Origin of the sequence: Polaribacter sp. R2A056_3_33, assembly GCF_019278485.1 — a bacterium.
Classification (GTDB): domain Bacteria; phylum Bacteroidota; class Bacteroidia; order Flavobacteriales; family Flavobacteriaceae; genus Polaribacter.
This window is the reverse complement of record NZ_CP058984.1, coordinates 1,826,168-1,843,865: the sequence shown is the minus strand read 5'-3', so window position 1 is coordinate 1,843,865 and position 17,698 is coordinate 1,826,168. Positions and strand designations below refer to the sequence as shown.

Here is a 17,698-nt window from a genome sequence, read left to right as displayed (position 1 = left end):
ATAAATATTAGAACACGACAACATTATATCTATTTTACCCGAAAAGACAACAATATTAATCATCTATTGATGTTACCAATTACAAAAGTAACCAATAAAAAAAACCTCTCCAAGTAGGAGAGGTTTTTCATAATATTTTAACACTTTTACTTCACTTCTAGAACATTATTCTCTAAATTAATATCAGCCATTAATCCGCTTTTATCAATAGTAACAGATTTTACAGCTTTAGAAACTGTAAAAGAATATGTTGGCATTGCCCAACCCCAATCTTTTAAAATGGTTGCTGTTGTTGGCTTACTACCTCTCATCATTTCTAATGGAATGTTAAAACTTTCTAAAGTTCCATCAACATAAGTTACATCAACATCCATTGGCATTGGCATTTGCCCAATTCTCTCTAAAGTAATTGTTTTCTCATCAACAGATTTTACACCATAATCTATGGTATGTGTAGTTTCTGTCCATTCATTTAAATACCAACCTAAATCTAATCCAGCAGTTTTTTCCATAGATCGTTTAATATCATTTGGCGTAGGATGTTTAAAACTAAACTCATTAAAATATTTCTTTAATCCGTTGGCAACATTCTCTTTACCTACAACATATTCTAATTGACTTAAGAAAATATTTCCCTTAGAATAACTTGCTGTACTATAAGCTCTATTTGTATGGTATCTATCTGCATGTGTAGACAAAGACTCTTCAAGCCCTTTTGCTACAATAAACCTATAACCTCTGTAAGAACCTGCATGTGGGTTTTCTTTATTTTCTTTTAAAATTTCGTTTTCTGCTTTGTTAGAAATGTAAGAAGTAAAACCTTCATCCATCCAAGGGTGCAAACTTTCGTTTGATGCTAATAAAAACTGAAACCAAGTATGTGCCATCTCATGTGCAGTTACTCCAAAAAGGCTTCCAAATTTACGTTTACCTGTAATTAATGTAGACATTGCATATTCCATACCACCATCTCCACCTTGTATTACAGAGTATTGTTTATATGGGTATTGACCAACATGCTTACTATAATACGTCATTAATTCTGCTGTTTTAGGCTGCAAATCTTTCCAATTTTTTAAATACTCTGCTGCTAAATCTTTCTTATACAAAAAGTGTAAATCAATTCCGTTTTCCATTTTTAAAACATCATGAATATATGCTGGATCTGCCGCCCACATAAAATCGTGCACATTTGGTGCTTTAAAATTCCATGTTAATTTATCGCCTTTAGGCAAGTTTAATTCTTTTGAATCATCTTGATAACCATGACCAATTTCTTGAGGGTTTTGTAAGTTACCAGAACCACCAACAGTGTAGTTTTTATCTATATGAATAGTTACATCAAAATCTCCCCAAACTCCTTGAAATTCTCTTCCGATATAAGGTGGTGTATGCCAACCTTGAAAATCGTATTCTGCTAATTTAGGATACCATTGAGACATAGATAAAGCAACACCTTCTTTGTTGTCTCTTCCAGAACGACGAATTTGAACAGGAACTTGAGCATCAAAATTCATTTCTAAAGTAACTGTTTCTCCAGATTTTATTGGTTGGTTTAATTGTACTTCTAAAATTGTACCAACAGTTTGATGAGAAACCGCAACACCATCTTGTTTTAATGAATTTACTTTAATATAACCTATTTCATCTGGCTGTAATTTACTTATTCTATCTCCTACTCTTCTGTCTGGATCTTTAATATTTAAAGAACGAACATCCATCTGAGATCCTGGTTGAAAAGCATTAAAGTATAAATGATAAAATACTTTATCTAGATCGTCGGGAGAATTGTTTGTATAAACTAACGTCTGCTTTCCTTTGTATTGATAGTTGTTTACATCTACATCAACATCCATTGTATAGTCTACATGTTGCTGCCAATAAGTTTCTTTAGCCACATTGGTTGTATCTTTTATAACCTTACAAGAGGTTAACATTATTAGTGACAATCCTAAAAAATAAATTTTTCTCATATTTATATTAATTAATGTTCAAAAAAAAAGCAGCATTTTTAAAATGCTGCTTTTTAAGTTTAATAAATTATTTTTTTCCGTTTACCATTCTGTCTGCCATTTGTAATGCATTGTAAGCATTAACAACTCTACCTGTAACTGATAAATCTGCAAAAGGAACTAACTCTCCTTTAGGATTTTCTCTAGACTGAGATCCTGGTTTAATTACCTCTAAATCTATTTTTACACCAGAATTCATTAAAATATGCTTTACCTGACTTGCTGTTAATTTAGGATAATAAGAACGTACTAAAGCAGCTACTCCTACTGCAGAAGGTGCAGCCATAGATGTTCCACTAAAGTGTTTATATTCATTTTCTGGAGTTGTAGAATAAATTTGAACTCCAGGAGCAAAAATATCTACATTTTTTTTACCATAATTAGAAAAATTAGCTGGTAGGTTTTCATTATAACTAGAGCTCATTGCTCCAATTGTTAATACGTTATCTGAAACCTCTGTTATTAAATCTTTAGAATCGTTTGGGTACGTTCTTTCTACATCAATATCCTTACCATCGTTTCCTGCTGCATTTATAATTAATACATCGTGCTTTGCTGCATATTGAATTGCTTCATACACCCATTCTTTATGAGGTGAGTATCCTTTACCAAAACTAGTGTTAATTACTTTTGCGCCATTATCTACTGCATAACGTAAACCTAAAGCAACATCTTTATCATACTCATCTCCATCTGGTACAGAACGTACAGCCATAATTTTTACATTATCTGCTACACCATTAACTCCTTTTCCATTATTTCTAGATGCTCCAATAATTCCAGAAACATGAGTACCATGTGCTTCACTTTTAGTTGAAACCCCTGGATTTCCATTTCCATAACCTGGAGAGTCATTAATATCTTCTGGGTTATCTCCTATTCTATAATTAGTATATTCGTTATTTAATAAAGCAATCGATTTGTCTAATTCTTTTTTAATTTCTTCTTGCGCTTGGCTTAAAGAAGGCAAACCAAAACCAAACATTTGTTTTGCAATTGCAATGCTCTGTAATAAAGAAGGATCTTCGGTTGTAATTGCCGCAACTTCTATAGCACTATAATCGTCTTTACCAAAGTGTCTAGCTAAATTTTCATCTGCTCCTTTAACACCGCTTAACATTTGCTCAAATCTAGTTTTTGTCTTTTCAGCATTCCCAACTTTAATGTCGTGCGCTGCCTGGATCTCTGCAACAATTTCTGGACTTTCTAAAGAAGGATTGTGTAAAATTCTAGCTGACTCCAAGTTTTCTTTATAAGCATCGCCTAAAAAGTTCCAACCATTAATATCATCTACATAACCATTTTTATCATCATCAATTCCGTTACCAGCAACTTCTTTTTCATTTACCCAAGCCACATCTTTTAAATCTTCATGCCCCAAATCTGTTCCAGAATCTACAACACCTACTACAACCGTTACACTTTTTTTACCTTGTAAAAAATCATACGCCTTGTCTACAGACATTCCAGGAATAGAATCTTTTACCAAATCTAAATGTCCCCAAGTATTTTTTTGTGCTTCTGTTAATGGTGCTTTTTTAGCTACTGCTATTATTGCTACATCAGAACCATTTGGAACTGGAAGGTTAGAAATTGATTTACAACCTGTAAAAACAAGTCCAGCAAAAGCTGTATATAAAATTGGTTTTAAAACTCTCATAATATTAATTAAATATATCTATAAATTTGTGTGTGTTCTTTAATCTAACTCCTTTTTCTGTATGCTGAACAGTACAAAGTTCATTATAAGCATCATGTTCTAAAAAAAGGTAATATTCTTTATCTGCTGCTTGGTTTAAGAAAGCTGCTTTTTCTTTTAAAGTTAACAAAGGTCTTGTATCATATCCCATAACATAAGCCAAAGGAATGTGCCCAATTGTAGGTAATAAATCTGCTACAAAAACAATTGTTTTGCCTTGATAAGATAGCATTGGTAGCATTTGTTTTTCTGTATGACCATCCATAAAAAGGACATCGAAACCTATTTGGTCTTTATAATTACTATGTATAAAATTTAATTGTCCGCTTTCTTTAATAGGATTGATATTTTCTTTAAAGAAAGAAGCCTTTTCTCTTGGGTTGGGCTCGGTTGCCCATTTCCAATGTTTATCATTAGACCAGAATTTGGCATTTTTAAAAGCTGGTTGTAAAATGGTTCTTTGTGCATTCCACTCTATAGCACCTCCACAATGATCAAAATGTAAATGTGTTAAAAAAACATCTGTAATATCATCTCTATGAAAACCATGTTTTGCTAAAGAAGAATCCAAAGAAAAATCTCCAAAAAGGTAATAATAACTATAAAATTTATTTGATTGTTTTTCTCCTAGGCCTGTATCAACTAAAATTAAACGATCTCCATCTTCTATAAGCATACTTCTCATGCTCATATCTATCAAGTTATTAGCGTCTGCAGGGTTCGTTTTTTGCCAAATAGTTTTTGGTACAACACCAAACATTGCACCTCCGTCTAATTTAAAATTTCCAGTTTCTATAGGGTATATTTTCATTCTGTATAGATTAAAATCATAAAAAAAATTGACTATAAAAATAATCAATTAGAATTCAATATATTCATAATACTTCTTAAAAGTATACAGAAAGCAAAGATGAAGAAAATAAGATAGTTTTTTGTTAAGAAAGTCTAAAGATTACACTAAAACAATTTAAAAATGATTGCCCAATAAATTCTAATTATTTTTTCTGAATCGAAAAAGGAAAACTAACACATTTTGAGTGAAATTAGGCCTATTTAGAGGTCCTATTAAAATCCATTTCACTTAGAAACTTAGCCACTCTAATAATTACAAACACCAAAGCAATCAATCCCAAAATAACAAACAATAATTGATTGTCTAAGAATGACGAGGGAATTTCCCCATTAATTGGAGTAGAGATTTGTAACATCATAATAAGGAGTTCGGTTTAGTTATATCAAAAATCTATAAAATTAAGCGCATACCTCTTGTTCTTCGATAAAAAACCCTTTTCTTACGTTGACATGCACTTAATCTACTTTAAGTAAATTATTCTTTTACTGTTATTTGCTGATGAATTTCATTTCCAAAATTATCCGTAGCCGAAATAAGATAGTTTCCAGTATTTAAATCCACTCCAAACTCATGCAGTTCTTTTGTGCTCCCTAAATATTTACTATCAACATACCAATATAAAACAGCTTCATTGTTGGCATGAGCTACTTTTAAAACAAGTTCATTCTTCTTTCCATCGAAATTCTTTGGTAAAAAAATGGTGCTTTTTTCCGTTGGATAAATAAATTTCATCGCGTTTTTTGCCGCACCTAAACAATCATTTCTAAATTTTGGTAGCGGTTTATAAAACGGGTTTTTATCCTTGTAATAATATTCCATTAAAGGAGGCAACACAAACCAAGATTTTTGTTTGATGTTTTCTAGTTGTTCACAAAAAGTATTTACCTGATAATTTTCTGAAGCATCTACATTTACCAAAACATGAAACGGACAAGGTGCTGTTTTTAAACCTGCATTTTGTACAAATTCTAATGATGTTTCTTCACAATTTTGAGTTGCTCTATAACCACTTTGTGCACAAATTTCGATTTCAGTCATTTCATCAAAAGGCTTCTCAAACCATGTTGAATTTGGTAATTTATCAAAAACATCAAATAAAATAGGAGCTGCAGCTTGCACACCAACCAAACCAGGTCTTCCTTCTCCATCTGCATTCCCAACCCAAACTCCTACTACATAATCTTTAGTGGTCCCTATTGCCCAAGCATCTCTAAAACCAAAACTTGTACCTGTTTTCCAAGCAATTTGTTTAGAAGCATCAAAAAACTCCCAATTTTGATCTGCATTGGGTCTATTTACATCTTTTAAACTCTCAAAAGTGAGATAAATAGAAGCGGCATCAAAAATCATTTTTTCTGATGATTTTTCTCCAAAATCTATTTTTTGATTCGCATAAAAAGTAGGTTCACAAAATTCGTTTTTAAAATACCTACTAGAGTTTTCTGAATAATGATTTACTGTAGATGCCATGGAAGCATAACTTTTGCATAAATCCCACAAATTACTTTCTGCACCACCCAAAGCCAGTGTTAGTCCGTAATAATTAGGGTCTTTATTTAAATCTCTCAGTTTTAATTTTTGTAAATAATCATGAAATTTCTCCAACCCAAAACTTTGCAACATTCTAACGATGGGCACATTTAAAGATCTAGACAGTGCTAACTTTGCAGAAATTGCTCCAGCATATTTTTTATCAAAATTTTCTGGATGATAACTTCCGAAATTTGTAGGCACATCTGCAACCAACATATTTGGCAACAAATCTCCACTATCTAACATGGCTGTATATAAAAATGGTTTTAAAATACTTCCGGTACTTCTAGGTTTGTCTATAACATCTACATCTTTCTGATTATTTTTAGTCGTTTTAGAGTTGCCAACATAGGTTAAAACTTGCCTAGTATTCACATCTAAAACCAAAACAGAAATATTAAATATCTCATTGTTTTTTAATTGATTATAATGATTATTTACAATTAAATTTGTTTGATTCTGAAACTTTTTATTTATGGTCGTTTTTACAAACTTTCCTTTATTTTTTTTATTGATTTTCTGTAATAAATGTGGTGTAACTTGAGGAAGTGGATACGGTTTTTGTGGTAATTCTTCTAAAACTGATAATTCATACGTTATCGAGTCAATGATATTCTTATTCAGTAACTTTTTTAACAATCTATTTCTTTTCACCAACAATCTATGTTGATTTCTCCCTGGATAAATCAAATTTGGAGCATTGGGTAAAACAGCTAAAGTGGCAGATTCTGCCCAAGATAAATCGGATGCTTGTCTATTATAATAGCGCCAAGAAGCAGCATCTAAGCCTACAACATTTCCTCCGAAAGGCGCATTAGAACTCCAATAGGTAATAATCTTTTCTTTGGATGCTCTAAACTCTAAACGTGTTGCTAAAATTAATTCTTTTACTTTTTCAAAATAAGTTCTAGGTCTGTTATCTCTACTCAAACGAATAACTTGTTGTGTAATGGTACTTCCACCTCTTTTTACACTTCCTGCTTGTAAATTTTGTTTTAAGGCTTTAAAAATGGAAACTGGATTAAACCCAGGATGCATATAAAAATGTTCGTCTTCAAACTGAATTAAACAGGTTTTAAATTTCTCAGGAACGGAGTCTTTATGAGGAAAACGCCATTGTCCGTCTTCTGCAATTAATGCCCCCAATAACTCATTATTATTACTTGTAATTACAGTTGATGTTGGCTTGGTAAACAACTGACTTGGCAAACAAAACACATAGAAAATAAGCAGAACAACAATAAATATTGTTTTCTTTTTATGACGTTTTATGTAGTTTGTTATTTTCAATTTTTTGCTTATTTATTTCTTTTAAGGTTTAATTATCATTTCGAAATGAGACTTTTTCAGGCGATTGAGAAATCTCATATTTATATTCTTCTCATTATGAGATTTCTCCTATCGTCGAAATGACACTCTTATTTTTTGGATTGTATTACTTAATCACTTCAATCCAACGTCCTTTTGTTCTTACCAAATAGTCATGATCATACATCGCTTCCACCTGAATTCCTGGTAAATAATAATTCCCTAAATACGCTGCATTCAATAAAACAGTAAAAGTTTTTGTTTCTGCTTTTTTAGACCGTTCATTTAGGTCGAAATAAAAATTAACGCTGTCATCTCTAATATCTGTATAACGAGCTTCACTTTTTGTAGTGGTTCCAAAATCTGTAAAACGAGTGTTCACAATTTCCCATCCAGAAGGAAAAACTTGCGTTAAAGCAATGTCTTTTACATTTTCATTTTTAGGGTTGCTCACAATTATTTTTGCTACAAAATCCTGACCTTGTTTTAAATTGTTGATATCAATGGATTTCCCTTGTAAATCTACATACTGAACAGTTGCACTTAAGCCTCTACTTTCTGTAATTTCATCACCCAATGGCAATTGTCCTGAATTGATAATTCTTGCAAAGACAACATTGTTATCCTCATTTTCTATAGTGATGGAGTTTGCACCATTTTTAACCTGAACGGTTCTTTGCACCATAGAACTTTGCGTTTCTACAGCAACCTTTTTGCCATTATTAGTATATTTTAAGTTGATAGCTTTCCCTCCGTTTTTAACTACCATTTTACCAATTGCTAATAAACTATATGCAGTAGATTGTGTACTCATCCATTTACTACCAGACAATTCTTTTGCAATAGATTTCGCCACCTCTCTTATGTCCTTATGATCAGTTATTAACATGGTTTCTAAGGCCATTGCTCGGTTTCTATCTACAGAACCGTAAGAATAATAATTGTATTTAGAAGTAGTAAAATTAATGTTTGCAGTACTCATAATTTCTAAACTCGCTTCTTTTTGTCCTGCCAAAGCATACGCTGCAGCCAAACGCCATTTTGCATCATTAGAAATTTGTTTAAACTCTCGCATTCTGTTCATCGCAGACAAATCTGGACTACCAGCTAAAGCCAATGTGTATAAACGATAAGCTTGTGCTAAATCTGTATAATTATTTCTGTAATCTGGCCTCCAATTTCTTGCTGCTTTTTTCTGATAACTAATAAAGTTGCTTTTAAAAGTTAACGGTAAAACAAATCCTTTTTTGGCAGCTTCTAACATAAAATGACCAGCATATGTTGTTCCCCAATCATCTGTCTCACTTTCTCCCATCCAATAACTCAAACCTCCATTTGCTTGCTGAAAGTTACCTAATCGTTTAATTCCGTTTTCTATATTTTCCTGAACCTGACGTTTTTTATCCGCTGTTAAATCAAAAATATCATTCAAAAATAATTGTGGAAAAACACCTGATGTAGTTTGCTCTACGCAACCATGCGGATACTGAATTAAATACTCTAATCTTCCTGAAAAGTTAATTTGAGGAATGGTAGAGATTTCTAACATTGCGGTATTTGATCCTTCAACTCCAAACGTATCAAAATTAATAGTTTGACTTTGATTCCCTTCTACAGTTACATCTACTATTTTAGAAGTAATTGGATTCGGATTTACAACATCCAACTCTACTTTATAGGTTGCTTTTTCTCCGTTTCCTGATGCAATAATTTCAACGGTGTTGATGCCGTTTGCTTTTAATACATCCATTTCAAAATACACCATTTTTTCATCTGGCTTCTCAAAATTAAGTTTTTGAGTTTTATGACCAATCACTGCAATTCCGTTAGATGTTTTTACCTCTACCGTTACATTTTTCACTTTTTTATCCATTGCAAAAATGGTAACTGGCAACGTAACTTTTTCCTTTGGCGATAATTTTCTTGGCAACGTAGCCAACACCATTAAAGGCTTTTTAACAGGTACTGCTTTTTCTGCATTTCCAAAAGCTTCATTATTTACATCTCCCGCAACTACCATGGTTCTAACGGAGCCAATATAATTTGGTAAGGTAATTTTATGTGATGCTGTTTTTCCTTTTTTAAGATAAAACGGACCAATAAATTTTACAACTGGTTTAAATCTGTTGGCTTTTCTATTTTTTGCAGCAGCAGCACTTCCATCTCCACCAATTGCGAAAACCTGATCTACACTACCCGAATAGGCACCAATTACATCATCAAAAATATCCCAAGTTTTTACACCTAAACCTTCTCTTGCATAGAAAACATCAAATGCATTCGGAGTTTTAAAACGTGTTAAATCTAACAGCCCTTCTTCTACAACAGCCAAAGTATACGTCATGGCTTTGTTGTTTTTTTCAGAAACTTTTACAGTAAATTCTTTTTCTGGTTGCAACTCTTCTGGCATCGAAATTTGAGGCTCTAATTTGGTACTTTCATCTTCTACCAAAAGCGGAATTACACCAAATAATCTTATTGGTAAATCATTTTCTGAGACTTGGTGTGGTTGTAATAATGAAATGTTTACAAACACATTTGGCGCCATATTTTTGTTGATAGGAATTTCTACAGAAGTATTCCCTTTTGTAGTTTTTATCCATTTTGTTTCTAATACTTTTGTACCATTCTCTATACTAATTAACGCATGACCTTCACTGCCTGAAGGAAATGTAATTTTAGCAGTTTCACCAACATTATACTTTTCTTTATCCGCAGAAAACACTAACATTTTTGCAGCTTCTTTATTATCAGAACCAGAATTTTCCCACCAATTCTTATAGAAATAAGCTGTTCTACCAGTTGCGTGACCACTTTTCTTATCGATCACTCTTATTAAAAAACGACCTCTATCTCTTTCTGGAATATTTAAATTGAAACTTCCATTTCCTTTAGAGTTCGTGCTAATTTTTAAAGTTTTATATGGTTTATTATACGTGCTAGAAGTATATCTAGACAAGTTATCATCCGAAGAACTCCACCACCAACGCCACTCAATTTTATAAACTTCAACCTCTATTTCATCTCTTTTTACTGGACTTCCTTTTTCATCAACCGAAACCACAGAAAAAGTCTGACTTTCATCTGTAAAGAAAGAATCATATCTATTTCCTTCTGGCGATTTTAAACCTACAAAAGAGGTAAATGGCGCATATTTTTTAGTGAAAGCATCTATAGAAAAATCTCCTCCGTTTTCAAAAGCTCTTACTAAAAACTGAACATTTAACATTCCGGGAGCATTTTTACCAATAGCTAGTTTACTATCAATTTTTGCGAATCCATTCTCATCTAATTTTCCATCAAAGATATTTATTTCTTCAGATGAAAACTCTCTTGATGGATCTGTAAAAACATAGTCTTTGTAATCTTCAAAACCATAATTTGCCGTAGAAACTTTTGCTTTAATTTCTGCTTTTAGGCTTTTTGCAGGGGTTCCGTGCAACCATTTAACATCTAAAGTTCCGTTAATAGGTTTGTTGGCTGTTAAAACTTCATCATCAAAATCAACCTTAATTTTTAAACGATTTGGTTTTACCGTTTCTATTTTTAGTGACTTGTAAAACTTTGCACCACCTACAGAAATTTTTGCATTGTAGTTTCCTGTTTTTGCTTCTTGAGTGGTTGAAAATATAAAGTTGTAAAAGTTATTTACGTTTTCTGAAGTTACTTTTTTATACACCAATTTTCCACTAGGGTCTGTAACTTCTAGCTTAACAGGGTGATTTTTTGGCAACTTATTATCTGCATCATTTAGTAAAAACGTTAAATACACATTGTCTCCAGGGCGCCAAACTCCGCGTTCTCCATAAATATATCCTTTTAAGCCTTTTTCTGTTTTGCTACCAGCAACATCAAACTTACTTAAAGACAAAGAATTCCCGTCGAACAATCTAATGTACCCTTTATTATTCCCTTTAGAAACCACTGCAAAAGCCGCTGTTTTAGAGGTTTCTATATTAGCAAATCCTTCTGAATCTGTTTTGGTGGTTACAATTTCTTGTTGCTGAAAATTAAATAATTTAATAGTTGCTCCAGCCTGAGGTTTTGTGCTTAAAATATCTGTTACGGCAAAGAAATAAGAGTTATTTTCTCCTTTTTTTGCGATAATCCCTAAGTTTGAGGCTAATAAATTTTGAGTTACTTCTTTATAATAATAAAAAGAATCTGAACAAGGGTTGTCTCTTTCTTGCCAATTATAATTACGGTCTTTATAATCGTATAATTTATTATCCCAATACAATTCTTCTCTCGCTTCTTCGTCTTCTATTTTACTTAATTCATCATACGTTTCCTCTTCGAAATCAGAGTTTAAACTTTGATTTCCTGAACAATCATAAAGTGCCTGACTTTTATTAAAACTCAACTCTACTCTATAAATAGCACCAGGTTCAGCATCTATTAATTTAGCCAAATCTACACTATACGCCTTCCATTTTTGAGTATTAATTGTCTTGCCGTCAATTAAGGAAATGGTTTGCTTAGCAACACGCCTACCAACTCGTTTAATTTGGTATTCATTATCACTATTCATACTGTTTTCTTGCAAAAACTGAAGCACATTATCTTCGTAAATTTTTATAATTCTAACATCTACTTCTTTTACGTTGATGGCTTCAAAATTGAATTTTAAATCTTTAGAATTTGGTAAAATAGCTCCGCTGCTTATCGCTCTTATTGCTGGTTTCTTTTGCTCGAAAGTGATGGTTTCCTTAAAAGATTCTTTCAATTTATAATCATAAGAGTTTTTAATTCCCTGAAAAACAGAAACTAAAACATCGCCTTGAAACTTATTTTCTGAAAACACTTTTAACTCATTCCCGTTGACAATAAAACGTGGATTTTTTTCATTTTGAATGGTTACCAAGCCGTCAAAGTTTTGTTGTTTTTTAAGTTGATCAGAAAAATTAATGGAAATATACTGCTCGGATGTATTGTTAACTTTTAAACTAAGTACTTTAAAATTATTTTTACCAGGAATTAGAACTTCATTTTCACCTTTAGATTCAGCATTTATTGCTTTTCCATCCCAAGAAATGGCTAATTGAGAGTCTTCTACAAAACGCTGAATACTATCAACTTTAAATTCGAAAACCTTTCCGTTTTTGTAGGATTCATTCCAAACGATGTTTTTTGATGTTCCATTTTGAGAAGCACTTATTAATTTTTTAGCATTTTCTAATAAAATAATATCTGCAGATTTTACAACACCTTCTAAATATTGAAATTCTTTAGAATAGGATTGTAAATTATTGGTCTGAATATTAAAATTTGGCGCAATTGTTTTAAACTGAAAAGTATAAGTTTCGAAGTCATGAGGCGTGTCTTTATAAATTTCTTCTAGATTTACAGAAACACTATATTCTGTATCTGCATTTAAGATTTCATCCGGTATAAATACAAAAGCATGTTTATTTACTGTTTTAACAGTACCACTTACATGCGGTTTCACTGAAATAATTTCAGTTGAAATCTCTTTATTTGCTTCCCATCCTTCTACTTCTTTGGCTAGGTTTATTTCTATATTATTTGCTACAGAAACCACTCCAGAAGTAGTGTAACTTATATATTCTTTAAACTTAAAAATGTTATCTGTTTTAACTTCTTCTTTCTTACAAGAAAGGATAAGTAAAAAGATTGAGATTGTTAAAAGTAGATTTTTCTTTTTCATAGTAATTGTATTTATAAACACAGCTCAAAAATAAGGATTCCCTTTGAGCTTAAGTAAGACTATTTAGTATTCGCTATGGTTTATTTAGTATTCGTGAAAAATGGTTATTAACTCTTTTCTTCTTTTAGGGATAAGAGCTTTTTATTACTAAAACCTTAGTCAAGGTTTTTACATAAATCCCAAAGACTATATATTCCAGCAAAAATTCCAAATAAAAAAACCCCAATCGGAATGACTGGGGTTTTTGGAGGTGTCTAGCGGACTTCTTTACAATCAAAGGCAGTACAAACTAAAACACTTAATTTTATTGAAAAACCCCTTACAAAACAAACAATAGTAAGAATTTTAAAATATATTAACTTTTATTTAGTTTGCAATGGTTTTAAACAAATTGTATTCAGCCGTACAAATATAATACATATTTATTATATTTGTATTGTTAAATAATCTTACAATATGGCATCAGTTAATTTTTTATACCGTTCTACAAAAGAAAAATCAAATTTAGTATTAAGGTTATTATACCGCTATAATGATATAGACTATGTTTTCGGAGCAAAGACAAAATTTGAAATTGAAAAAACCTATTGGAGTAAACAACATAAAAAGAAATCAAAAGATATTGAGATTACAAATAAACAAACTGATGTAAATAACGAACTCAATAAAATAGAAAACCACGTTTTAAAGGCTTTTAGTTCTGAAAATATAGAAAACATAAATAAAGAATGGTTACAAACTCAAATTGATAATTATTACAATCCAAAAGAAGAAACTAATATACCTACTGATTTAATCAGTTACATAGATTTTTATTTAGATTATAGAAAAAACGAAATAACAGAAACCACCAAAAAAAAATGTAGAGTAATAAAAAATAAGCTTATTAAATATGAAGCTTTCATCAATAAGAAAATATTAATAAAAAATATAAATGATAGTTTTAAAAATGAATTTGTAAATTATCAAAAAGAGAGAATGTATTCTCAAAACACTATTCAAAGAGAATTTGTAACTATTAAAACTTTTTGTAAACACGCTCGATATTTAGGACTTGAAACACACCACCAATTAGACGGTTTAAGAATTGAAAAACAAAAAGTAGAAAAGATATATTTAACTTTTGAAGATTTAGAAAAGATTGAAAATATCAGTAAAGAAAAATTAACTGATAGCTTAGACAACGTAAAAGACTGGTTAATTATTAGTTGTTATACAGGTCAAAGAATTTCAGATTTTATGCGTTTTACAGATGAACAAATAAGAATTGAAAACGGTAAACATTTAATTGAATTTACTCAAAAGAAAACAGGTAAAAATATGACTGTTCCTTTACACCCTAAAGTTTTAGAAATATTAAACAAACGAGGTGGAAAATTTCCTTATTCAATTTCAGACCAAAAGTATAATGACTTTATAAAAGACGTTTGCGAACTGGCAGAAATAAACGAACCTACAAAAGGCAGTAAGTTAGTAGAAACCAAAAAAGGCAGTAAGATATTCAGAAAACAATCAGGAACTTATAAGAAATGGGAACTTGTAACCTCACATATTGGAAGACGTAGTTTTGCAACTAACTTTTACGGAAAAATACCTACTACTTATTTAATCTACATTACAGGACATAGCACTGAAACAATGTTTTTAAATTACATAGGAAAAAGTAACAAAGATTTAGCACTTGAAATAACCAACTATTTTTAATCAAAAAAATAAAGTTGTTTTTAAACCTACATTTGGTGCATTTCATACATTATTTATCATTAAATCTCTAATTGATAATTTTATTAACATAATTATAATGTTTGAAAATTCATTAACAAAATGCTCATAACCTGTTAATAAAATATCAATTAACTTCTTAATTAAGTATTATCTTGCACCTGCAAAGTTGAACCTTAAAAAGTTCAATTGTGAACATAAAAAAAAGCAAATGCGAAGTTCACAAATGCTTTCATATATTTAGTTTTTTTTTCATTGTAAAAGGGTTCAACCTAGGAAATTTAACCCAATTACAATACAAATGTAGTTCTTTTGTAGTTATTACAAAAACTTACAGCATTATTTAACTTCCTTATGATTGCTTTTACCTAAAGCATTTGCGTTAATATTCATTTAATACGCAAATAGTAACCTATGTTATTAAAAACAAAAGAAGTAGCCAATTTAATTGGTTGTACAAGTCGCAATGTCGCCTTAATTGTAAAATCTGGTAAATTAAAACCAGTTAATAATCACAAAGATTTTTTTCTTTTTGATGCCAAAGAAGTTGAATTGTTTAACTCTAAAAAAAGATTAAGCAATGGAAACTAAAAACTTAAAAAGTAATAATTTAATTCAGGCACTATTTGAAGACTTTTCACAATTAAATAAAGAATGGTTAACAGAACAGTTTGAAAACCTGAAAAAAGAACTTAGCAGTCAAAACAACAAAGAAGACTTAATGACAAGGGAACAGGTTTTAGAACTACTACAAATAAACCCGACAACCTTATGGCATTGGCAGAATAGTAATAAAATTACAGTTTACAAATTTGCTAATAAGAATTATTACAAACGCAGTGAAATCTTAGAGGGATTAAAACCACTTAAAAAAATAAAGGCTTAATGAATACAACAGAAACACAAAGCCTTTATAATAAGAGTTATAATACAGGTAAAGATACAAATAAAGTATCTAAATTAAGCGAATTTATAGAAAAAAACAGATACTTTGAACCATTAGAACAAATTGAAGTTTGTAATAGTTTTGACTTACATTATATGAAGAATCTTTTTAGAGATGAATACCGAAAAAGGTTTTACAATTACCTTTTTAATAATGTAACAACTTGTGCAGACGTAGAAAAAAACACTTCAATACCTCACAAATATTTAACAGAATGTAAAAAATATTATGAGGATAAAAACCTACTTAAAGTGGTTGGTTTTGGAGTTTGCCCTGTAACAAAATCAAGAAATGTTCAATATTTATGTACAAATCCTAATAAATGGAATAATACTGATTTACTACCTATTAACAATCAATTAAAAATGTTTTAAGATATGGACACTAAGAACATACTAAGCAAAAATAATTTAGTTACTAAAGAAGTAGTTAATTTATCTGACCAATTAGAATTATTAGAAAAAAATTCTGAAGACATTTTACAGGAACTCGCAAACAGTATCAGTCAAATAGATTTTAAAATATTGGCGTTTCCTGATATTACTAAATTAGAAAACGATATTGAAGTTTTAAAACCTTTTGTATTTAACAAAGACGGTTCTTATAATAAAGAAAATAAGGCTGAATTTGACAAATACAAGGTATTAAACAAACGCTTACAATCTTATAAACTCACTAAAAATCACTATTTAATTATTTGTATTGAACAACTTTTAAAGATTGCTAAAATTAATAACTGGGGTTTATGCAAAAAGAACGGTTTTATCTATTTGTATAATGGTTATTATTGGACTGGAATTGACAAAGAAAGTTTTCAATCTTTTTTAGGAAATGTATCTTTAAAAATGGGCGTTGATAAATTTAGAGGTAAAATACATACTTTTAAAGATGAGTTATTTAAACAGTTTATGGCAGATGCTTATTTGCCAACACCAAAGACAAATAAAAAGAATGTACTTATCAATTTACAAAATGGTACATTTGAAATTACACCCACTAAAAGAGGTTTAAGAGATTTTAATCGAGTTGATTTTTTAACGCATCAATTACCTTTTGAATATGAACCTGAAGCAACCGCACCGCTATTTCAAAAATATTTAGATGAGGTTTTACCCGATAAAGACAAACAAAAAGTTTTTGCAGAATATTGTGGTTATATCTTTATAAAACCAAGCGTTTTAAAGCTTGAAAAGATGCTTATTTTGTATGGTACTGGTGCAAATGGTAAAAGTGTATTCTTTGAGGTTTTAAACGCCTTACTAAGTACTGAAAACATTAGTAATTACTCTTTACAAAGCTTAACAGATGATAGAGGCTATCAAAGGGCAAAAATTGGTGATAAATTAGTCAATTATGCATCAGAAATAAACGGAAAATTAGAAACTGATGTATTTAAACAAATGGCATCAGGCGAACCGATTGAAGCACGTTTACCGTTTGGAGAACCTTTTATTTTAAATGAGTATGCAAAGTTAATTTTCAATTGTAATGAATTGCCTAAAGACGTAGAACACACAAACGCATTTTTTAGACGGTTTTTAATTATTGGTTTTGATGTTACAATACCTGAAGACAAACAAGACAAACAATTGCCACAAAAGATAATTAACAACGAATTATCAGGCGTTTTTAACTGGATTCTTGAAGGACTTGAAAGGGTTTTATCTCAAAAGAATTTTAGTAAATGTAAAGCCGTCGAAAATAGTCGAAATGATTACGAAAAACAAAGCGATAGTGTTAAGATGTTTATTGACGAATTAGAATATAAAACCTCTACTGATTACACCTCAATAAGTGAACTATACAGCCAGTACAAAAGATTTTGTATTGAAGACGGTTTTTGTAATGTAAACAAATCAAACTTTATGAAGCGTTTACGACATTTTAAAATATTGATAAAAAGAATTAGTATTGGAAATGTAGCTTATATTTCAACTGATAAAACAGTTTATTAATA

The 17,698-nt window shown here is 30.6% G+C and carries 11 protein-coding genes; 5 read left to right on the top strand and 6 right to left on the bottom strand.

What is annotated here, in order from left to right; all coding sequences use genetic code 11:
• Positions 1 to 146: 146 nt before the first annotated feature.
• The 6 genes from H0I29_RS07810 to H0I29_RS07785 all read right to left on the bottom strand — a co-directional run bounded on the left by H0I29_RS07810 (position 147) and on the right by H0I29_RS07785 (position 13,073).
• Entirely contained in the window at positions 147 to 1,973 is a 1,827-nt protein-coding gene (locus H0I29_RS07810) for a M1 family metallopeptidase (RefSeq protein ID WP_218754994.1), read from the bottom strand.
• Between the two features lie 67 nt (positions 1,974 to 2,040).
• Entirely contained in the window at positions 2,041 to 3,672 is a 1,632-nt protein-coding gene (locus tag H0I29_RS07805) for a S8 family peptidase (protein WP_218732256.1), read from the bottom strand.
• Positions 3,673 to 3,676: 4 nt separating this feature from the next.
• Positions 3,677 to 4,522: an MBL fold metallo-hydrolase gene (locus tag H0I29_RS07800; RefSeq protein WP_218732255.1), complete on the bottom strand. Its 846-nt coding sequence runs from the start codon at positions 4,520 to 4,522 to the stop codon at positions 3,677 to 3,679.
• Positions 4,523 to 4,760: 238 nt separating this feature from the next.
• Positions 4,761 to 4,922, bottom strand: a complete 162-nt coding sequence (locus H0I29_RS07795; protein WP_218754993.1) for a hypothetical protein — start codon at positions 4,920 to 4,922, stop codon at positions 4,761 to 4,763.
• Between the two features lie 116 nt (positions 4,923 to 5,038).
• Positions 5,039 to 7,387 (bottom strand): penicillin-binding protein 1C, encoded by a 2,349-nt coding sequence (gene pbpC / locus H0I29_RS07790; protein WP_254712721.1) that lies wholly within the window; start codon positions 7,385 to 7,387, stop codon positions 5,039 to 5,041.
• Between the two features lie 145 nt (positions 7,388 to 7,532).
• Positions 7,533 to 13,073 carry an alpha-2-macroglobulin gene (locus H0I29_RS07785; protein WP_218754992.1) on the bottom strand — a complete coding sequence of 1,847 codons (5,541 nt, stop codon included), beginning with the start codon at positions 13,071 to 13,073 and terminating at the stop codon, positions 7,533 to 7,535.
• Positions 13,074 to 13,529: 456 nt separating this feature from the next.
• Here H0I29_RS07785 and H0I29_RS07780 point away from each other — a divergent pair, with 456 nt between their 5' ends.
• The 5 genes from H0I29_RS07780 to H0I29_RS07760 all read left to right on the top strand — a co-directional run bounded on the left by H0I29_RS07780 (position 13,530) and on the right by H0I29_RS07760 (position 17,696).
• Entirely contained in the window at positions 13,530 to 14,777 is a 1,248-nt protein-coding gene (locus H0I29_RS07780; RefSeq protein ID WP_218754991.1) for a tyrosine-type recombinase/integrase, read from the top strand.
• Positions 14,778 to 15,209: 432 nt separating this feature from the next.
• A complete protein-coding gene (locus H0I29_RS07775; protein WP_218754990.1) occupies positions 15,210 to 15,386 on the top strand; it encodes a hypothetical protein in 177 nt (58 codons plus the stop codon).
• Entirely contained in the window at positions 15,376 to 15,681 is a 306-nt protein-coding gene (locus tag H0I29_RS07770; protein WP_218754989.1) for a helix-turn-helix domain-containing protein, read from the top strand. The genes H0I29_RS07775 and H0I29_RS07770 overlap by 11 nt, the downstream gene beginning before the upstream one ends.
• On the top strand, positions 15,681 to 16,115 hold the full coding sequence (locus H0I29_RS07765) for a hypothetical protein (RefSeq protein WP_218754988.1): 435 nt from the start codon (positions 15,681 to 15,683) through the stop codon (positions 16,113 to 16,115). Before H0I29_RS07770 ends, H0I29_RS07765 begins: the two co-directional genes overlap by 1 nt.
• Positions 16,116 to 16,118: 3 nt before the next feature.
• Positions 16,119 to 17,696 (top strand): phage/plasmid primase, P4 family, encoded by a 1,578-nt coding sequence (locus tag H0I29_RS07760; protein ID WP_218754987.1) that lies wholly within the window; start codon positions 16,119 to 16,121, stop codon positions 17,694 to 17,696.
• Positions 17,697 to 17,698 lie beyond the last annotated feature (2 nt).

Coding starts and splice junctions, on each gene's coding strand:
- H0I29_RS07765 (WP_218754988.1), top strand. CDS start 15,681: ATGAATACAACAGAAACACAAAGCCTTTATAATAAGAGTTATAATACA.
- H0I29_RS07805 (WP_218732256.1), bottom strand. CDS start 3,672: ATGAGAGTTTTAAAACCAATTTTATATACAGCTTTTGCTGGACTTGTT.
- H0I29_RS07775 (WP_218754990.1), top strand. CDS start 15,210: ATGTTATTAAAAACAAAAGAAGTAGCCAATTTAATTGGTTGTACAAGT.
- H0I29_RS07780 (WP_218754991.1), top strand. CDS start 13,530: ATGGCATCAGTTAATTTTTTATACCGTTCTACAAAAGAAAAATCAAAT.
- H0I29_RS07810 (WP_218754994.1), bottom strand. CDS start 1,973: ATGAGAAAAATTTATTTTTTAGGATTGTCACTAATAATGTTAACCTCT.
- H0I29_RS07760 (WP_218754987.1), top strand. CDS start 16,119: ATGGACACTAAGAACATACTAAGCAAAAATAATTTAGTTACTAAAGAA.
- H0I29_RS07795 (WP_218754993.1), bottom strand. CDS start 4,922: ATGATGTTACAAATCTCTACTCCAATTAATGGGGAAATTCCCTCGTCA.
- H0I29_RS07770 (WP_218754989.1), top strand. CDS start 15,376: ATGGAAACTAAAAACTTAAAAAGTAATAATTTAATTCAGGCACTATTT.
- H0I29_RS07800 (WP_218732255.1), bottom strand. CDS start 4,522: ATGAAAATATACCCTATAGAAACTGGAAATTTTAAATTAGACGGAGGT.
- H0I29_RS07785 (WP_218754992.1), bottom strand. CDS start 13,073: ATGAAAAAGAAAAATCTACTTTTAACAATCTCAATCTTTTTACTTATC.